At 67.4% G+C, this 16,815-nt stretch carries 15 protein-coding genes; 9 read left to right on the forward strand and 6 right to left on the reverse strand.

Features of this window, described 5'->3' with window-relative positions; translation table 11 throughout:
- Nucleotides 1–250: 250 nt before the first annotated feature.
- Nucleotides 251–457: a three-helix bundle dimerization domain-containing protein gene (locus ACWDKQ_RS30925; RefSeq protein WP_450142302.1), complete on the forward strand. Its 207-nt coding sequence runs from the start codon at nucleotides 251–253 to the stop codon at nucleotides 455–457.
- A gap of 43 nt (nucleotides 458–500) precedes the next feature.
- On the opposite strand, the gene ACWDKQ_RS30930 is transcribed toward ACWDKQ_RS30925, so the two are convergent.
- The 3 genes from ACWDKQ_RS30930 to ACWDKQ_RS30940 all read right to left on the reverse strand — a co-directional run bounded on the left by ACWDKQ_RS30930 (nucleotide 501) and on the right by ACWDKQ_RS30940 (nucleotide 5,363).
- Nucleotides 501–4,163: a cation-translocating P-type ATPase gene (locus ACWDKQ_RS30930; RefSeq protein WP_450142303.1), complete on the reverse strand. Its 3,663-nt coding sequence runs from the start codon at nucleotides 4,161–4,163 to the stop codon at nucleotides 501–503.
- 109 nt (nucleotides 4,164–4,272) lie between these two features.
- Nucleotides 4,273–4,641: an integrase core domain-containing protein gene (locus ACWDKQ_RS30935; RefSeq protein WP_450142304.1), complete on the reverse strand. Its 369-nt coding sequence runs from the start codon at nucleotides 4,639–4,641 to the stop codon at nucleotides 4,273–4,275.
- On the reverse strand, nucleotides 4,638–5,363 hold the full coding sequence (locus ACWDKQ_RS30940) for a hypothetical protein (RefSeq protein WP_450142305.1): 726 nt from the start codon (nucleotides 5,361–5,363) through the stop codon (nucleotides 4,638–4,640). The genes ACWDKQ_RS30935 and ACWDKQ_RS30940 overlap by 4 nt, the downstream gene beginning before the upstream one ends.
- 104 nt (nucleotides 5,364–5,467) lie before the next feature.
- Between ACWDKQ_RS30940 and ACWDKQ_RS30945 the strand changes: the two genes are divergently transcribed.
- On the forward strand, nucleotides 5,468–6,025 hold the full coding sequence (locus ACWDKQ_RS30945; protein WP_450142316.1) for an SDR family oxidoreductase: 558 nt from the start codon (nucleotides 5,468–5,470) through the stop codon (nucleotides 6,023–6,025).
- Nucleotides 6,026–6,228: 203 nt separating this feature from the next.
- On the opposite strand, the gene ACWDKQ_RS30950 is transcribed toward ACWDKQ_RS30945, so the two are convergent.
- Genes ACWDKQ_RS30950 through ACWDKQ_RS30960 form a run of 3 tightly spaced genes read right to left on the reverse strand, consistent with a single transcriptional unit; the run spans nucleotide 6,229 to nucleotide 8,491 of the window.
- A complete protein-coding gene (locus tag ACWDKQ_RS30950) occupies nucleotides 6,229–6,876 on the reverse strand; it encodes a TetR/AcrR family transcriptional regulator (protein WP_450142306.1) in 648 nt (215 codons plus the stop codon).
- A gap of 29 nt (nucleotides 6,877–6,905) precedes the next feature.
- Complete coding sequence (locus ACWDKQ_RS30955; protein WP_450142307.1) at nucleotides 6,906–7,328, reverse strand: Zn-ribbon domain-containing OB-fold protein; 423 nt, start codon at nucleotides 7,326–7,328, stop codon at nucleotides 6,906–6,908.
- Nucleotides 7,325–8,491: a thiolase C-terminal domain-containing protein gene (locus ACWDKQ_RS30960; protein ID WP_450142308.1), complete on the reverse strand. Its 1,167-nt coding sequence runs from the start codon at nucleotides 8,489–8,491 to the stop codon at nucleotides 7,325–7,327. The genes ACWDKQ_RS30955 and ACWDKQ_RS30960 overlap by 4 nt, the downstream gene beginning before the upstream one ends.
- A gap of 160 nt (nucleotides 8,492–8,651) precedes the next feature.
- Between ACWDKQ_RS30960 and ACWDKQ_RS30965 the strand changes: the two genes are divergently transcribed.
- From ACWDKQ_RS30965 to ACWDKQ_RS30995, 7 genes are all read left to right on the forward strand, one after another.
- Complete coding sequence (locus tag ACWDKQ_RS30965; RefSeq protein ID WP_450142309.1) at nucleotides 8,652–9,425, forward strand: hypothetical protein; 774 nt, start codon at nucleotides 8,652–8,654, stop codon at nucleotides 9,423–9,425.
- A gap of 18 nt (nucleotides 9,426–9,443) precedes the next feature.
- A complete protein-coding gene (locus ACWDKQ_RS30970; RefSeq protein WP_450142310.1) occupies nucleotides 9,444–10,526 on the forward strand; it encodes an LLM class flavin-dependent oxidoreductase in 1,083 nt (360 codons plus the stop codon).
- 13 nt (nucleotides 10,527–10,539) lie between these two features.
- A complete protein-coding gene (locus tag ACWDKQ_RS30975; protein ID WP_450142311.1) occupies nucleotides 10,540–12,051 on the forward strand; it encodes an AMP-binding protein in 1,512 nt (503 codons plus the stop codon).
- A 34-nt stretch (nucleotides 12,052–12,085) separates the two neighbouring features.
- On the forward strand, nucleotides 12,086–13,636 hold the full coding sequence (locus tag ACWDKQ_RS30980) for a class I adenylate-forming enzyme family protein (RefSeq protein WP_450142312.1): 1,551 nt from the start codon (nucleotides 12,086–12,088) through the stop codon (nucleotides 13,634–13,636).
- Between the two features lie 4 nt (nucleotides 13,637–13,640).
- Complete coding sequence (locus tag ACWDKQ_RS30985) at nucleotides 13,641–14,129, forward strand: nuclear transport factor 2 family protein (RefSeq protein WP_450142313.1); 489 nt, start codon at nucleotides 13,641–13,643, stop codon at nucleotides 14,127–14,129.
- A complete protein-coding gene (locus ACWDKQ_RS30990) occupies nucleotides 14,126–15,001 on the forward strand; it encodes an LLM class F420-dependent oxidoreductase (protein WP_450142314.1) in 876 nt (291 codons plus the stop codon). Before ACWDKQ_RS30985 ends, ACWDKQ_RS30990 begins: the two co-directional genes overlap by 4 nt.
- Before the next feature lie 76 nt (nucleotides 15,002–15,077).
- Nucleotides 15,078–16,229: an acetyl-CoA C-acetyltransferase gene (locus tag ACWDKQ_RS30995; protein ID WP_450142315.1), complete on the forward strand. Its 1,152-nt coding sequence runs from the start codon at nucleotides 15,078–15,080 to the stop codon at nucleotides 16,227–16,229.
- The last annotated feature ends 586 nt before the right edge of the window (nucleotides 16,230–16,815 follow it).

Here is a 16,815-nt window from a genome sequence, read left to right on the forward strand (position 1 = left end):
TCGCGGCACTGGTCGCCGTCGTCCAGACACCCGGCCTGAGCCAATTCTTCGGGGCCAGCCCGCTACTCCCGCACGGTTGGATGATCGCCGCGGGCATGGCGACCGCCGCCACCGCCCTCAGCCTCCTGCTCCAACAATGGTGAACCCCCGTGCATGAGCGCCAAGATCCCCTCACCGCAGCCATCGTCGGGCCCGACTCGGGACAACTCCGAACAGACAAGACCTCCAGCCGACGGGCGGTGAGCTCGTGATGGGGATCGATCACGCGCGGCTTCAACGAGAACTGGACCTGGTACGAGAAGAACTGTCCGGCCAGTTCCCCGACGCGCGGCCCGGACAGATCGTGCACGCGATCAACACCGCGGCCGCCGAGCTGGTACCGCAAGCCACGATAGGGGCCTTCCTGCCGATCCTCATACGCCGACGCGCGCAGGAAAGACTGCGAACGCGGCAATAGCACGCGCCCGGCTGCGCTGCTTCAGCCGTGGCTGGGCGCACAGTCAAGACCGTTGCGGAGTATCTTCCGCGACGGCAAGGGACGGCAGCGGCTGCGGCGGCTGCCCGTTGGCATCGTCTCGGCTGGCGGGGTCGTCGTCTTGGTCCGGTTGAGTGTGGTCGGCCCGGACCAGCGTTCGCCCACGTGCGAAGGAAAGCGCTCGATCTTCGCGGCCATCGTGATCGTGGGTTGTGGTTTCCGGGTCGGCGTGGTGGTGATCGGCCACGGTCTCGACGATGTTGTCGATTTCTGAGCGCATGGCCTGCTGGTTGCGTGGCCGTGGCTGGAGGATGAGGCCGGCGATGCTGGCGGCGATGGTGCATCCCAGGGCGATGGCCCAGCCGTGGGGTAGCAGGGGTGTGGAGCCGAAGAAGTGGCTGAGGCCGGGGGTTTGCACGATGGCGGCCAGTGCCGCCATGGATGCGAGCGCGCCGGCCACGACCAGTGGGGTGCGTCCGCGGATGACCAGGGTCTGGCCGAGTTGTGCGCCGACGAGTGCGACGAGCGCGACGGTGTCGGCGTGTCGCCGGGTTCCCGAGAATCGGCCGAGGATCCAGGCGGTGAACGCGGATGCGGTGGTGATGATGCCGCGTCGGTAGATGTCGCGGAGCAGTGCGGAGCCGAGGGAGGCGTCAGGTCCTTCCTCGAGGAGCATTTCGGGTGTGATTTCAGGTGGGGGACGTACTGCGATCGCCATCGCCGGGATGACGTCGGTGAGGAGGTTGACCAACAGCATTTGGCGGGCGTTCATCGACCCGCCGGGGGTGAGCAGGCCGGTGGCGACGGTGAAGAGGACCTCGCCGAGGTTGCCGCCGAGTAGCAGGGCCAGGGAGTCGCGCACTGAGGCCCACATGGCGCGTCCTTCGACGATGGCGTCCACGATAGTTTCGATGCGGTCGTCGGTGACCACGACGTCGGCGGCTTCCCGGGCGGCGGGTGTGGCGCGTTCGCCGAGGGCGATGCCGATGTCGGCGATTCTGATCGCGGGTGCGTCGTTTGCTCCGTCGCCGGTGACGGCGACGACGCGGTCGGTGCGCTGCAGTGTGTGGACGACACGTGCCTTGTGTGCTGGGGTGGTGCGGGCGAAAACCGCGATGTCGGCGGCTTTGGCGGCCAGTTCGTCGTCGTCGAGGGTGTCGAGGTCGGTGCCGGTCATGACCTGGTGGCCGCCCAGGATGCCGAGTTCGGCGGCGATGGCTTCGGCGGTGCTGGGGTGGTCGCCGGTGATCATGATGATCTGCACGCCTGCCTGCTGCAGTTGGTCCACGGCGGCGGCTGCGGTGGGGCGGACGGGGTCGGCCAGGGCGATCAGGCCGGTCAGCCGGAGGTCGCGCAGGCGGGAGTCGTCGAGGTCGCGGCGGCCGGTGGCGGGCCGTTCGGCGACGGCCAGCACGCGGTATCCCTGGCGTGCCAACCGGTCGAATTCCTTCTCCACGCCAAGGCGTGCGTCATCGTCGAAGGCCACGTCGGTGTCGTCGCGGCGCCAGTGGGTGCACTGGGCGAGTACGACCTCCGGGGCGCCCTTGATGCTGAGCAGGTGGTTGTCGCCGACGCGTCCGAGCACCATGTGGTAGCCCCTCGAGGGTTCGAAAGGGAGTTCCTCGACGAGCTGCCAGCCCGGGGTGCCTTCGCTGGGCTGCACGCCGAGGTCGCGGGCACCGTTGACGACAGCGCGGTCGGTGGGGTGAGGCAGGATTTCACCGTTGTCGGCCAGCGGGCTGGCGCGCAGTGCCGCCGCGAGAATCTTTCTCTCCACTGTGGATAGATATGCGATGTCGCGGGTGGTGGATCCATCGGATACCCCGCGCAGGGCGATGCGTCCTTCGGTGAGGGTGCCGGTCTTGTCGAAGCACAGCACATCCGCCCGCCCCAGCGCCTCGATCGTCGAGGAATTGTGCACCAGGGCACCACGTTTCGACAGCCGCCGGGCCGCGGCCAGCTCGGCGACGGTGGCGACGAACGGCAGGCCCTCCGGTACGGCGGCGACGGCCAGGCTCACCGCTCGGCCCAGGGCCGCGCCGATGGGCTGACGCCGAATCAGGTCCGCGGCCAGCAGCAGTCCGCCGGCGCCGATGGAGATCGGCACGGTGATCTTGGTCAGGGTCCGCAAGCGGGCCGCCACCCCGCCGGGACGGTCCGGGGCGTTGTCGGTGCCACCCGCGCTGCCGGCTTCGGTGGACGCGGCGGTGGCGACGACGACCGCGACGGCGCGCCCGGCCGCGATCGCGGTGCCCTGGTAGAGCATGCAGTGCCGGTCGGCCACCGCGGCCGCGGGCGTGGCGGCGGTGGTTTTGGTGACGAGTTGGGATTCGCCGGTCAGGCTGGATTCGTCGACCTCGAGCCCGTCGGCTTCCAGCAGGCGGCAGTCCGCGGGGATGGCGTCGCCTGCCACTAGGTCGATGACGTCGCCGGGTACGAGTTCGTCGGCGGGCACGCGGGTGCGTTTGTCCTTGCGGCGCAACGCGACCGGGATCGCAGTGGCATCAAGGAGTTTACGCAATGCGCGGTCGGCGCTGACCCGTTGCACGCCGCCGATCAGCGCGTTCAACCCCAGCACGCCGGTGATGATGACCGCGTCGGCGGTCGCTCCGATGCTGGCGGAGATCCCCGCACCGCCGGCCAACGCGGGGGTCAGCGGGCTTGCCAACTCGTCCAGGCTCGCGAGCATCAGGCTGCTCCGGCCTGGCTGTGAGTGGTCCTGGCGTCCGAGTGCGCGCTGCTGTGCATCACCCTCGGACAGACCGTTTGGTGAGCTGCCGAGCAGTTCCAGCACCGTGGACGCAGACATGGCGTGCCAGGGCGTGCGGGCGGTGTCGGACGGTACCGGGCGTCGACCCGCTTGCATGCCCCAATACGCACCGGCGCCGAGGGCCAGCAGCGCACAGGTGGACACGGGCACCGCCGCGCGGGCCTGGCTGCCGACGGCAGGCCCGAGTGCGGCGAGCACGGCACCGCTGGCCGAGCCGATGACGGCGAGCTGGGCACTGCGCCGGCTGACGGTGCGCGCGGTGGGGATCAACCCCAGCAGAGCGCACGCCTCGCCCAGGCCGGGCCCGGTGATCAGATGCGCGCCCCACGGGGGCGGCCCGTGGCCGGTGACACCGATTCCGAGATCGGCGGCGGCCAGGCCCGCACGACTACGCGTCGAGACCACGGCAACGCCGTGGCCATCGGCCTGCAACTCCCGCACCAGCTCTGCGAAGTCCGCGCCGGCAGGCGCGATGCGATCGACCTCCCATTTCTCCGCAAGCCGAGTGTCTGTTCCGGCGAGCACCACAGAGCCCACCTCACGGGCCGCGGCGAGAAGCTCGTCGGTCAGCGGCGCCGGTTCCTCCTCGACCTCGACGATCGCAACCGCGTGCCCATCCCGGTTCAGCGCGCAGGTGTGCACCCCCGGACCGGCCGCCTGCCGGAACGTACCTTCCCGCTCCACGTGCGACAGATCTGCGTCGCCCAGTTGCGACAGCGCCCAGCCGTCGCGTTTCGCGTCCGCATGCACCACCACGCCGACCAACGCGTGGGCCCGCTCCCACAACCCCGCGATGTCGACCTCACCGTTGAGCGGAATCACGTCGCACACACGCTGCGTGCCGGTCTGCACGGCAGCCGCGTCGATCACGACGGTGTCGATCCGGTCCAACCTCCGCAGGATTCGCGGATCGACCACCAGCGCATGACGTTCGGAAACCGCGATCCCGAGCTGTGCCGCGAACGCATCCCGGCCCAGCCCGGCCGCTCGCGGGACACTGCGGGTGCCGATAAATCATCCGCCCAGTTCAGGCTGCATGTTGGTACTCGTGAAGGGTTCCGCCGAGCCGATCTCGTCGGCGGATCTCCAGGCGTCTGATCTGTCCTGGCTCGGTGATCGGTTCGGGTAGCGGGTGGAGTGGAGCCGCTTGATTCAGGGCTCGGTGCGGCCGGTGCCCGTTGTAGTACGACTCGAACTCGCGCAGGGCATGGAGCAGATGGCGCTGGTCCCAGATGAGGGTGCGGTCCAGCAGTTCGTGTCGGCAGGTCTGTATCCAGCGCTCCATGATGGAGTTCGTCCGGGGCATCCGGATGCCGCTGGTGACGATCTCCAGGCCGGCATCGGTCAGCACAGCGTCGAAGGCTTCCGTGAACTTGGAGTCTCGGTCGCGTATCAAGAATCTGTCCTTGCTGCCTGGGTCCTCCAAGTCCATGAGGAGGTTGCGTCCGAGCTGCACGATCCAGTCTGCGGTGGGGTGTGCGGTGGGCCGAGGATCCGGATGCGTCTCGTGGAGTGTTCGATGGCGGCGAAGACGTACAGGCGCGCCCCGGTCAGGGTGCGGGTCTCGAACAGGTCGCACGCGAGCAGTGCCTGGGCCTGGCTGTGCAGGAAGTCGGCCCAGGTGGTGCTCTGGCGTTCCGGCGCGGGCGGGATGCCGTGCTCGCGAAGGATTTCCCAGACGGTGGAGGCGGCGACCTTGATGCCCAGGGCCGCGAGCTCGCCGTGGATTCTGCGGTATCCCCACGAGACATTTTCCCGCGCCAGGCGAAGGACTATGGCGCGGATCGAGCGGACCGTGGGCGGGCGCCCGCGTCGTTTCGGCACGCAGGTCGCGGCATGGCGCCGCTTGAGCAGGTCACGGTGCCAGCGCAAGATCGTGTCTGGGCGTACCAGTAGAAGGAGTTGCCGCAGCTTATGTATCGGGAGGCGATGGAGCAGACCGGCAAGCACGACGCGGTCGGTGCCGGTGAAGGCAGGCTTGCCGACCTGGCGTTGCAGGCCCAGCAGTTGGTGCCGCAGGGCAAGGATCTCGATGTCTTTGTCCCGGTCGCTCATCGCCAGCAGACGAAGGAGCGTGAAAGTGTTGGTCGCGGCGAGGTAGGCCAGGCGCAGCAGCACGACAGATCATGATGCCGCCCGGGCTGTCCACGTGAAGATCGCGGTGCGAGCGGCGGCCACTGGCCAGAGACGGCGATCAAGGCCGTGACCTGTGCGGATGATTTATCGGCACCCGCAGGGACGGCCTCGAGCTCAACCTCTGCTATGCGGTGCGTACCTGCCAGCTGGCGGCCCGCCGCATGGTCGTCACCGGCCATGGCGGCTCGCTGGTCAATCTCTCCGTCGCCGACGCGCGTCGCGCCATGCCCTGGTTCTCCTCCTACGGTGCGGCCCGCAGTGCCCTGGAGGCCGCGACCCGCACGATGGCCGTCGAGCTCGGCCCGCTGGGGATCCGCGCCAACAGCGTCGGTTGGGGGCTGATCGACAGCCCGCGGGCACACTCCGGTGCCGGCTCGGACGGCCACCGGGAGCGGGAGCTGATCCCACTCGGTCGCAGAGGGACGGTCGTCGAGGTGGCGACCATGGTGCTTTTCCTGCTCTCCGATCTGAGCAGCTACATCACCGGGCAGAACATGGTGGTCGACGGCGGCCTTTCGCTGCGGGCGGCGCACGACGGTCCGCTGCACAATATTCCAGAATTCCTCGAATCCGAGCCTGCGCGGCGAACCTTGCACGAGACCTTCGAACGGATCACCGGCCGGTACCGAGGCCGCACGGCCTGACCAACGCACCACCTCGCGGCGCCCTGGTCGTTGGACAATGCGCGTGGAAAGCCGAAAGCGTCAGCCGTCGGTCGTTCGGGCAGGCCTCGCTGAGATCGGGTGCCTGAGGCTGTCCGCGAGCGGTTCCGGCGCGTCGTCGTCGACCACGATCATTCGGTAGAGGGCGGTTCGCGTTCTTCGGCCGGGGGGCCGAGCTCGCCACCTTACTTCTGCAGTCCTTCCATGACGAGCTTGAGGTACTGGTCCGCGAGCTGATCGGTGCTGAGGCGCCCGGACGGCGTGAACCAGCGCACCGCGACCCAAATCGCGTCCCGGAGGAACTGGTAGGTCAGCTTCGGGTCGAGGTCGTCGCGGAGGACGCCGTCGGCTATGCCTGCTTCGAGGACCTTGACCCACATCCGGCGAACGTCGTTCTCGGCTTTGGTGAGGTAGGCGAAGCGGGGGAGTTCGCCGAGGTAGTTGCGCTCGTTCTGGAGGATGGTGATGGCCGCGCGGTGCGGGCCGAGCGAGGCGAAAGCCGCGCGGATGAGCTCGCGCAGAGTCGTCGCCGGATCGGTATTCTCGTCGACGATCTTCGTGTAAGTCGCCAGTATGCCGTCGAGGTAGCTTGACAGGATTTCGTCGGCGATCGTTTCCTTCGAATCGAAGTGGTGGTAAAGGCTGCCGGACAGCACGCCTGCCGCCTCACCGATTTCGCGGACCGTGGTGGCCTTGAATCCGCGCTCGGCGAACAGTTCGGCGGCGATTTCGACGAGGGCCTGACGTCGTTCGGAGCCCGCGCCTTTGCTGCCGTTGCCGCGTGAGCCGGTTCGGGTCGCAGTCTTGCCGGGTTGGCGTTTGGAGGCTCCCATACCGACCAGTATCCCATGTTGGGCAAGCGCTAGCTCTTGCTGCCGTTGGGTTGCCAGACGAGCAGGGCGGCGGCAGGTTCGATGTCGGTGGCGGGTAGGTCCTGAAAACAGGCGCGGACCTGCAGATCGACAGCGAGGTCCGAGCCGTCCGGAGCCCCTGCCCAGCCGCCGGGCAGGATGACATCGTCCGCTTCGGCAAGCCGGACCAGTACCACGACATATGGAGTGGTGTGGTCCGGTTGGTAAGTGCGGTGCGAGACCGTCCACGTCGCGATCGTGCCGGTGCCATTGGCCTCGGTCCACTGCCAGTCGAACGAGCCGCACGCGTTGCACAGGGCTCGCGGCGGAAGTCGATGAGTGCGGCAGTGGTCGCAGGTCTGCAGAAGTAAGCGATGGGCGGCCAGCGCCGCCCACCAGGGCGCCGAATCGCGGTCGACGACGGGCCGGCTCATCGGTCTCCTCGCAGGATGAGGGCGGATGTGGTTCCGGAGACGTATCCGGGCTGGCCAGTGGTCAGCGCGACTTCGGCGCCCGGCACCTGTCTGTCGCCAGCCTGGCCGCGCAACTGGAGGACCGCTTCGACCACGTGGTTGAGGCCGTGCAGGTAGCCCTCGGACAGATGCCCGCCGTGGGTGTTAACTGGCAACTTCCCTTCCAGAGCAGTCGCTCCCGACGCGACGAACTCGGCGGCGCCGTGCCGTGGGACCAACTGGTAGTCCTCGAGCTGCATCAGGACCAGCGGAGTGAAGGCGTCGTAGAGCTGGGCGATCTGGATCTCTTCCGGCCCGATCCCGGCGTTGGCGTACAGCCGGGGCGCCATGTCGGCGGCCGCGCTGATCGCGTAGTTGGACCGGGTTCCGGAGAACAGGCTGTGGCCGCCACCAGTCGCCGCGCCACTGATCAACACGGCCGGCTGCTTCGAGTCACGCGCGCGAGCGGCGGAGGTCACCACTACGGCTATCCCCGCATCGGTCTCCAAACAGCAGTCGAACAACCGAAGCGGCTCCGCGATCCAAGGTGCGGCCAGGTATTCGTCCATGGTCAACGGCTTGCGCATCATCGCTCTTGGATTGCGCATCGCGTTCTGCCGCTGGGTCACGGCGACCCTACCCAGATCTTCCTCCGTGGCTCCGGACGCGGTCAGGTAGGCGCGGGCTACCAGGGCGTACTGCTGCGGCGGCGCGACCAGCCCGTAAGACACCTGGTACTGGAACTCCACCAGAGTCGGTGCGGCACGGCCGGTTCCGCCCATCCTGAACTCGGAGCGCGCGTTGAGCGCGCGCCAGCACACGACCGTTGTCGCCTGCCCGGTCGCGACCGCCATGGCAGCGGCGCCGATGGTCGCGGCGGACACGCTGCCCCCGCCCCACAGGTCCAGCAGCAGGTGCGGGTCGGCGACGCCGAGCGTGGCGGCGACTGCGGCTGCCGGCACCGCATCCCCGACGCTGTGGGTGACGAAGCCATCCACATCGGACTTATCCAAGCCGCAGTCGTCCAACGCCGCGGTGATCGCCCTCAGTGCGAGTTCGAGGGTGCTGACACCGGAGTTCTTCGAATAGGGGGTCCAGCCCACGCCCGCGATCGCAGCACTGTCCCGCAGCGCAGGTGCACCCACGCGACTGTCCAATGCACACCTCCAAGCCAAGCGAGCACTTGGTTGGACAATATGAAGAGGCGCTGGCGCTGTCAATCGGCAGGTTTGTTGACGGGATGTGCGGCGCCCCGTACCTTCTTAACCAAGCGATTGCTCAACTGAACGCCGGGAGGACGAGGCTGTGGCACGCGGGATCTACTTGCTTGAAGAGGTGTTTTTCCACCCGATGAACTCTCGCAACCCGCGTGAGTACCTGCAGTGGTTGGTGGATTACAAGAAGGCGGACGAGCAGCGCGCCGACGCTTCGGCCGAGCTCACCTCCGGGCTGTCGGTCCGGTCGCGGGCCATCGACCTGGTCGGTGCGTTCTACGCGATCGGCATCACGGGCCACGAGCAGTTCAAAGCCGTCACGCTGTGGGACTGCCACGGCGGCTGGGATGTCGGCTGGCGCCAGATGCTCGACATCTACGACAACGTCAAGCCGGAGTTGTTCCTGTCGTCGATCGACGATCTGCGGTTCAAGGCGTTCTCCCGCCCGATGGGTGCCGTCGCGGGGACTCCCGATCTGCAAGGGCTGCGTGCCGAGAACTACACCGCTTCGTTCTTCCTGCACGAGATCGCGCAGGTTCGTCCCGGTGCGGCCCTGGACTATCTGGCCGCTGTCCGAGAGGAACGCGCACCCATCCTGGCCGACCACGGGCACCGCCTTGTCGGCCTGTACGAGGTGCTGCTGTCGGACTCCGAAGTCGTGACTTTCTGGGGAACCGACATGGACTCCCACCTGGAAACGCAGCGTGCCTACGACGCCGCGCTCGGTCTTGACGCGGAGGCGAAGGCCGACCCCCGGATCCTCGAGTGGCGGAAAACGGCACGGCAATTCCTGGACGGGCCGTGGCGGGAAACCCTCCTGGCCCCGTTCCCCGGTTCGGTGCTTGCACCGAACCCCCAGGCCTGACACGGAAGGGAAGAGCCCGTGCCCGATCAGGACGACCGTCCCATGAAGTTCTCGGCGTTCCTGCTTTTCCACCGATCGGATCGCCGACGGAGCATCAAAGAGGTCTACGACTACAACATCCGGGTCGCGGACCTGCTCGAAGAGCTTGGTTTCGACGGTTTGTGGGTGTCCGAACACCATTTCCGCGACTACGGCACAGTGCCGAACATCTTCACGATGCTCAGCTACCTGGCCGCACGCACCGAACGGATCCGGCTCGGCACTGGTGTCGTGGTGCTTCCCTTGCACAACCCCGTGCATGTCGCCGAGGAGGCCGCGCAGGTCGATGTCCTATCCGGTGGGCGCCTGGAACTCGGCGTCGGTCGCGGCTACCAGAGCATCGAGTTCGACGGCTTCGGTCAGGATCTCGCCGAGGCGCGGGACCGCTTCAACGAGTCGCTCGACGTGATCACGGGACTGTGGACGAACGAGACGTTCCGGCACGAGGGCCGGTTCTACCGGACGGGCGAGGTCGAGCTGGCCCCCAAACCCCTGCAGGCTCCGCACCCCCCGCTCTACGTGGCGGCGGTGAGTCCGGAGACGGTCGAGCTCTACGCCCGGCGTGGGCTGCCCATTCTCGCCGACCCGGCGGCGCCGTTCCGGAAGGTGCGCAAGGCCGCCGAGACCTGGCGCGCGGTGGCAACGCAGGAAGGTCACGACATCACCGATGTCGACCTCGTCGTCTCCCGGTCGGTGTGGCTCTCCTCGACCATCGAGAAGGCCAAAGCCGACCAAGAGGCGTTCGAGAAGGCCTTCGACCGCACACGCATCTTCAACGAGAAGAGCGCGCCGATCGACTCGAAGACTGGCGAGATCGCCAAGGGCTTCGAGTTCTGGGAGGGCCGCTACCTCAAGGGCGGCAGCGTCGGCAACGATTTCCGCTGGGAGCAACTTGAGGTGATCGGTGACCCCGAGCGCGTGATCGGGCAGGTCGCTATGCTCCAGGAATTCGGCTTCAACCACCTGATGTGCGACTTCGGCAGCACGCGGCACGTGCCGTTCGAGGACATGAAGCGTGCGATCACCTTCTTCGCCAAAGAGGTCATTCCGGCGTTTCGGTAGGCAGTGAGGACCAATGTACGACTTCACGATCGCTGACGTGGTCCGGGAGCACCGGCGCAGCCGTGCCGCCGTGATCGCGCTTGTCGACGACGACCGTCGCTTGACTTATGCAGAGCTCGACGAGCGCACGAACCGCCTCGCGAACGCGTTGCTCGACGTCGGGGTCCGCGCCGGTGACCGCGTGCTGTGGCTGGGCGTCAATTCGTTCCGGATCTTCGAGCTGCTCGTCGCGAGCGCCAAGATCGGCGCGATGCTGTGCCCGGCCAACTGGCGACAGAGCAGTGACGAGCTCAGGTTCGTTCTCGACGACCTGCAGCCCGCGGTCGTCGTGTGGGAGTCGGGACCGCTGGAGGACGCCCTCGTTCCGTTGAAGGCGGCGGCCACCGGGCACTGGGTGTGCCACAACGGGGAAGGCCCGGACGGTTACGAGGCGTGGCTCGCCGAGTACCCGGACACGGATCCGTGCAGTGCGGTGGCCGAAGACGAGCCGCTGCTTCTGCTGTACACGGCCGCGTTCGACGGCAGGCCGAACGCGGCGATGCTCTCGCACCGGGCGCTCATCGCCCACAGCATGGTGCTCGGCGTCGTTCGCCAGGTCGAGGAAGGGTTCGTCTGCCTCGATTCCGGACCGCTGTTCCATGTCGGCACCATGATGTTCGCGCTGACGACGTTGGTCTTCGGCGGGACGAACGTGGTCCTCCCGACCTTCGACGCGGAGCTGGCCTGCAGGCTGATCGAACAGGAACGTTGCCAGGCGGCGATGTTGTTCCCGGCCATGATCGCCCAGCTGGTCGAAGCCAACGCGGACCGTCGTCACGACCTGTCCAGCCTTCGCTTCGCTCCTGCCGACGAGGCTTGGAACTCGATGATCACCATCGACACCAGCCCGTGGGGTCGGTCCTTCGCCGGCTATGGCCAGACCGAAGTCGCCGGGATGCTCACCTTCCACGCCTTGGGCATCGACGGCCTGGGCACCAGCGGAAGACCCGGCCCGCTGGCCCAGGTGCGGATCGTCGATCCGGACGACAACGACCTTCCCGACGGCGAGGTGGGGGAGATCGTCGCGCGAGGACCGCATCTCTTCAGCGGCTACTACCACCGTCCGGAACTCACCGAAGCCAAGCTGCGCGGCGGCTGGCACCACACCGGTGATCTCGGCAGGCGCGAGAAGGACGGCACGATCAGCTTCCTCGGCCCGAAGCTGCGGATGATCAAGTCCGGTGGCGAGAACATTTATCCCGCCGAGGTCGAGCGTGCCCTCGTCAGCCATCCGGACGTCAAATCAGCCGCGGTGATCGGTCGGCCCGACCCGACCTGGGGGCAGAACGTGGTCGGCATCGTGGTGCTCGCCGACGACGCGACCGTCAGCGAAGCCGAACTCATCGCCCATGTCCGCGGCGTCGTGGCGTCGTACAAGAAGCCGAAGGTCGTGATCGTGGCGGATGAGATCCCACGCCGTGGGTTCACCCCGGATTACGACGTGCTCGATGCCCGCTACGGCGGCGGGGGTTACCCCGGTTCGTGACCGGCGCGGTGCAGGAGAGGCAGGAGAGGACGCAATGACGCGATATGCCAACTTCGGCTACGCCGCGCTCACCGCGCAGTGTGATCGGACGCCCGATGACACAGCGGTGACATTCGCCGGCCGGGAAAGCTTCAGCTACGCCGAGCTGAACCACCGGGTCAATCGTCGCGCGAACGCACTGGCGACGGCTGGACTCCACTCGGGTTACCGGGTGGCGACCCTGCTCGACTCCACGCTCTCGGTGGCCGAGATCTACCTGGCGCAGGCCAAACTGGGTACGGTGCTTGCCGCGCTGAATCCTTTTTGGACACCCGAGACATTCGCCCCGATCGTGAACCGCCTCCAGGCAAGCGCTTTCGTCTATGACGCGAAGTTCGACGATCTCGTAGGCGAACTGCGGCCCGCTTTGCCTGCGGTGCGTTACTGGATCCGCATCGGTGGCCCGGCCGCGGGCGCGATCGACCTTGACGCCCTGACTGAATCCGCCTCACCCGACGAGCCCGAGCCGGGACCGGGCGGTGACGCTCCTCTCGCCTTGTTCTTCACCTCGGGCACGACGGGATTGCCCAAGGCCGTGACGCATACCCATGCCAGTGCATTGGCGATTGCCGAGAAGCTGTGGCTCGACGTCCCGCTCGGACGGGATGCCGTGGTCGGCACGGGACCGATCATCTGGGGCATCGGCTTTCTCGCGGTGGCGGCGCCCGCGCTCGCGGGCGGTGCACGGCTGGTCCTGGAAGAGGGCTTCGGACCCGACCAGTTCCTCGAGGCGGTTCCGCGTGAGCGGATCACGCACATCAGCGTCACCCCGAGCTTCTTCGTCGGGCTGTTGTCCGGGAACGCGCATCAAGGCGTGGACCTGTCTTCCCTGCGGGTGGCCATGCTTGGCGGTGAGCCGCTGCTTCCCTCGCTGCAACAGCGCATCCTGGAGCGACTTCCGGGGCTTGCCCTCTACGGGTACTACGGCCAGACCGAGGCACCGTACAGCGTGATCGCCCGCCGGGACCTGGTGCCGGACGGCGTCGTCGGTTGGGCACGCACCGGGGGTGCCGTGCGTGTGGTCGACGCCCAGGGGCGTCGGATCTTGGGTGAGGTGGGCGAGATCCAACTTGCCGGACCCCACGTGATGGCCGGCTACGACCGTCAGCTCGAAGCCACGGCAGACGCGCTCCGCGACGGCTGGTTCATCGGAGGCGACCTCGGCGTCCTCGACGAGCAGGGCAGACTGTCCGTGCTGGGCCGCCGCGCCGACGCCATGCCGCGTGGTGGGACCTTCACCCTTCCCGTCCAGGTCGAGGACGCCGCCTCGGCTGTGGACGGGGTGGCTGAAGCGGCCGCGGTTGGCGTTCCCGCCGACGCAAGCGACCAGAAGATCTTGCTGGTGGTCCGGCCCGAGCCCGGTGTTTCGCTGGACGCCGACACCGTGCGAGCAGCGCTCACGGACAAGCTGCCGGAGGCATCACGACCCGATCTTGTCGTGGTCGCAGACGAACTGCCCCATGCCAACGACGGTTCCGGGGGACAGGGCAAACTCCTTCGCCGGGAAGTCCGCGAGCGCTGGGGCCACCTGGTGAGGGTGGGGTGACGGCGTGCTGGGCTTCGACGACTACCGCCAGATCGAGCAGCTGATCTACCTGTACCCGTACTACCTCGACGACGCGAGGTTTGCAGAGATGGGCGCGCTGTTCGCCGACGCCGCCGTCTACGTCGGCCCCGACCTGGTCGCCCACCACGATCCTGCCGCGGTCTCGGAGCTCTGGGCACGATACGTGCGGATCCACGCCAACGGCACACCGCGGACCCACCACATCGCCACCAATCTCATCGTCGAGGACGACGGACCCGACCGGGCCCGGGCGCATTCCTACATCCTGGTCGTGCAGCACGCCGACGGTTTTCCGCTGCAACCGATCACGGCGGGCGACTACCTGGACCGGTTCGCCAAGATCGAAGGACGGTGGCGGTTCACCGAGCGCAGAGTGGGCAATGACCTCTTCGGCGATATGACGAGCCACCTGCACGAGCCGATGGCGATCTCGGACCGTATCCGCCCGCAACGCTGGGAGACTGTCCGGTGAGGGCGGGCGTGCAGTTCTTCCCCTCCAGTGAGTCCATCAGCCCCGTGGAGTTCGCCGGCGCCGCCGAGGAACGCGGTTTCGAGTCCGTGTTCTTTCCGGATCACACACACGTTCCGGTGGGAGGCGACTCGGGATGGCCGAGCGGGGCAGATGTCCCCGAGTACTACCGGACGGTGATGGATCCGCTGGTTGTTCTTGGTGCCGTGGCCGCGGCGACCAAACACGTTCGGATCGGGACTGCGGTATGTCTCGTCGCCCAGCGAGACCCGATCATTCTGGCCAAGCAGATCGCCACCATCGACCGGCTTTCCGGCGGAAGAGTCCTTTTCGGCGTGGGCGCGGGATGGAACGAGGAGGAGATGCACAACCACGGCACCAACCCCTCGCGTCGATTCACCCTGCTTCGCGAACGCATCGAGGCCATGTCCGCGATCTGGACCGAGGACGAAGCCGCCTACCGCGGTGAACTGGTTCGGTTCGCGCCACTGTGGTCCTGGCCGAAGCCGGTGCAGCGCCCACGGCCCCCGGTGCTGCTGGGCGGATCCGGCGCGCGGGTGCTGAAGAGGGTCGTTGCCTACGCCGACGGCTGGATTCCCTTCCGGGAGGGAACCGATCAGGTAACCGACCGCGTTTCCGGCCATGTAGAGGATTTCGAGTCCGACTTCGCTCGGCGCATTCGGGAGCTTCAGGAACTGGCCGCTGCGCACGGCCGTGATCGCGTTCCGGTCACGTTGTTCAACCCGTGCCCGCACCGCGCCGCCCTCGCGCGTTACGAGGCGATGGGTGTCGAGCGGGTCGTGTTCTGGCTCCCCACCACGGACAACATCACGACCTTGCGGGCGCTCGATTCCTTGGCGGAACTCGTTTCCTGACACAGCCGCGGCCGACGAGCGCACCATCATCGGGTGCTCCTGCATCACACCGAAGACGAACACACTGGAGAAGATCATGGCCGAGGCGTACATCGTCGATGCTGTCCGCACGCCCGTCGGCAAGAGGGATGGCGGGCTCGCGCATATCCATCCGGCCGACCTGGGAGCTCACGTCCTACGTGGACTCGTCGACCGGGTGGACGTCGATCCGGCCGCGGTCGAGGACGTGATCTTCGGCTGCCTTGAGACCGTTGGAGGACAGGGCGGGAACATCGCTCGGACGGCCTGGCTCGCTGCGGGACTGCCGGAAGGCGTGCCAGGAACGACAGTCGACCGGCAATGCGGCTCTTCGCAGCAAGCCCTGCATTTCGCCGCCCAGGCGGTTCAGGCGGGCGCAGCCGACCTCGTGATCGCCGGCGGGGTGCAGAACATGAGCGCCATCCCGATGGGAACCTCGCGCAAGGCGGGGCAGAAGCTCGGCTTCGAGAACCCGTTCTCCGGCTCGCAGGGATGGCGCGACCGCTATGGCGACCAGCCGGTGACCCAGTTCCACGGGTCCGAGCTCATCGCACAGAAGTGGGGGATCACGCGCGAGGCGATGGAAGCCTACGGGGTGCAGAGCCATCGGCGGGCGGTTCGTGCGATCGACGAGGGCCGGTTCGCCGGGCAGATCCTGCCGATCGCCGACATCGATATCGACGAGGGGCCCCGGCGCGACACCACCGCCGAGAAGATGGCGAAGCTCAAACCGCTGTCCGAGGGAGGCAGGCTCACCGCGGCGGTGGCCAGCCAGATCTCGGACGGTTCGGCGGCCGTGCTGGTCGCCTCCAGCCGTGCCGTCGCCGAGCACGGGCTCACACCGCGGGCTCGCGTGCACCACATGTCCGTCCGGGGAGCGAATCCGATCTACATGCTCACCGCACCGATTCCCGCGACCGCGTACGCGCTCGATCGCGCCGGCCTGGCGCTCAGCGACATCGACCTGTTCGAGATGAACGAGGCCTTCGCGAGTGTTGTCCTCGCCTGGCTGGCCGAGACGGGGGCCGACCCGGCGCGGGTCAACGTCAACGGGGGTGCGATCGCACTCGGGCACCCGCTGGGCGCGACCGGCGCCAGGCTGATGACGACCCTGCTGGCGGAACTGGAGCGCACCGGCGGCCGGTACGGCCTGCAGACCATGTGCGAAGGCGGCGGCACCGCCAACGTCACGATCATCGAGCGGCTGTAGTGGCCATGCCGGCCAGCGCCACGACGCCTCAGCAGGAGTAGTGATCGTCGCGAGCGCGCAGAAAGGTCCGTCCATTTCGCTGAGCAGACACGAGGGCTCGCGGCGGTCGTCGAGGGTTTTTCCACGGCATGCGATGAGGCCGCCACGTACGGCATAGCCCTGGCGCTGGAATTCTGTGGCACTTCATGCGCAGTGGTTCGTTGGTGGAGCAGTTGGCGGCGATTCCGGCCGATCGACTGTTCGCCGTGCAGTTGAATGACGGCATGGCCAGGCCGGAGCCAGATCTGTGGCACGCGGCAGCACACGACCGGCTCCTGCCGGGGGCAGGGCAGCTTGAGGTTGTTCCGCTACTTCGGTCGCTTCCGAGCGGCGCACGGGTTGATGTCGGGCCGGAGGTACGCGCTGTGCGCGCGTGATCCCGTTGAAACGGCACCGCATGCTGCGACAGCGTCGCGCCGGGTGCTCCACGAAGCGGGATTCTGAGGTAATTCCTTAGAGTTCCTAACAAATTGATCACTTGCAGTGCCTGAGGTTCCTTGATCGTCGATCATGGACACGTGAGGAAAGGCGAGCAGCCGCCATGGAT

The organism is Saccharopolyspora sp. NPDC000995 (genome assembly GCF_053599315.1).